This is a genomic window from Microcoleus sp. BR0-C5, assembly GCF_036705045.1.
Classification (GTDB): Bacteria; Cyanobacteriota; Cyanobacteriia; order Cyanobacteriales; family Microcoleaceae; genus Microcoleus.
In genome coordinates, this window is record NZ_JAUBTR010000192.1 from 1 (window position 1) to 1,637 (window position 1,637).

The following is a 1,637-nucleotide window of genomic DNA, read 5'->3' on the forward strand; positions in this document are numbered from 1 at the left end:
AATGCGACGGTAGCTGACTATGGGTTTAGTCATGACAAAACCCCGCCAACTCAATCATTAAGAGTTGCGATCGTCCGCAGGGACAATCGGCTGAAAGTGCCATAATTATTAAGCTCCAAGCGTTCCTTATTAACGGTTGGGGAAGTCGTGGTTTGGCTAGCATTGCAAGTGCTCGTCAACCGCGCATCAATCTTCCTTAGTTACTCACGATTGCAGACTTACACTTCCTTGTCAACATAGGGAGTGTAAAGTTTTGTTTCAAATTATTCGGCAAGCAACTCCATCACTTCGTCGGGCATAATGCCATAAATAGCAGCTAGCAACTTGATACTTTTCTCGTCACTTCCCAATTGCTTAAGCACCCCGATCGCGCTACCAAGAGGAATAGCTTCTTTTGTTGAATGAGTTAGCAAGTCAATTGTCGTCTTAGTATTGGCTCGTTTTTTATAAGTACCTTCATTCATCTGTGTTGAATGTCCTAAGCTTTTAGCTCTTGTTTCCTGGGACATCCCTGCCATTTGACCGTTGAGATTAGCTAGGTGACGTAAAGCGTGAGACTGAGTAAAGCCCTTATTCCATCTTTTTAAAGTAGCCCACGCACGGTCATTATATGCACCAGAAATTGTCTTTGCATTGTTCGAGGTCAACCTAATTTCAGGCAATTGCCCTAATTTGATTCCCAAGCGTTCGATTAAATCCGAATGAGTAGGAGGAAGCATTGGTACACACAATCGGTAGCCTGTCTTAGTCGTAGTTTCCAACTTGGTTTTTTCCCCTACTACGGCAATCATTTTCGTGTTACTTGGTTCACTCAGTGCCGGAATAGTAATGCCATCTTTTGTTTTAAACGGTTCGTTGACGTTCTGTATCGCGAACACTTCATGTACCCGAAAACCATACACCACCTGCATTGAGAATACCCACAGCCATCGTTTGCGTGATTCTAAGTTGTATCGCTTATCATCGGAGATAGTTAAAACTTCTTCGTGAAATTTAAAAAAATCATCCACTGATATAGACTGAAGGTCTTCTCTGAACAGTGTCTGCGTGCCGTTAATTTCTTTAAGCCGAATAAGCAAGTCAGTGTTACCAACAGTCTCAGCAAGCTTACGCATAGCGCACAAGCAGTTTTTGAAACATTTAGTTCCTACTTGCTTGCTGTGAACTACCAGTAGAATGTCTGCCAGGTTCAGGACTGTGTTTTGTGGCAATAGCTTGAAATAGTGTCCGTAAACACATCGCCAACTATATTGATGGCTAGGATTGTTTTTGTCGCGAGGTTGACGACGCTTTGTGTGTCCATCCCAATATTCTTTTTCTACTCTTGCTATCGCCTCACCGAACGTCATCAAATCATTTTTGATGACGTTCTTTTCTAGAATCACATCATCATACCAAGCCAAGAACTGAGACTCGGTTTTTAGTGATTCTAAAGCGCTAGCGACTAGGTGAGCCCTCCTCAAAGCATCAGTAATCCCTTGCATTGTCAGGTAACACCCACAGGCTTTATTGACTCGCTTGACGCCTAACTTAAATTGAAGTGTTATGTAGCCACCGCTAGCTTTCCTGTCTCTTTTTAGCCCTACGCCCTTGGGGTGAGTCGAGGGGGGATATTATTCCCCGCCCCTCTCAGTTAA

General features: G+C 43.4%; 1 protein-coding gene. It reads right to left on the reverse strand.

Annotation, left to right across the window (positions count from 1 at the left end; all coding sequences use genetic code 11):
* Nucleotides 1-263: 263 nt before the first annotated feature.
* On the reverse strand, nt 264-1,484 hold the full coding sequence (locus QUB08_RS31830; protein WP_333230274.1) for a hypothetical protein: 1,221 nt from the start codon (nt 1,482-1,484) through the stop codon (nt 264-266).
* Nucleotides 1,485-1,637 lie beyond the last annotated feature (153 nt).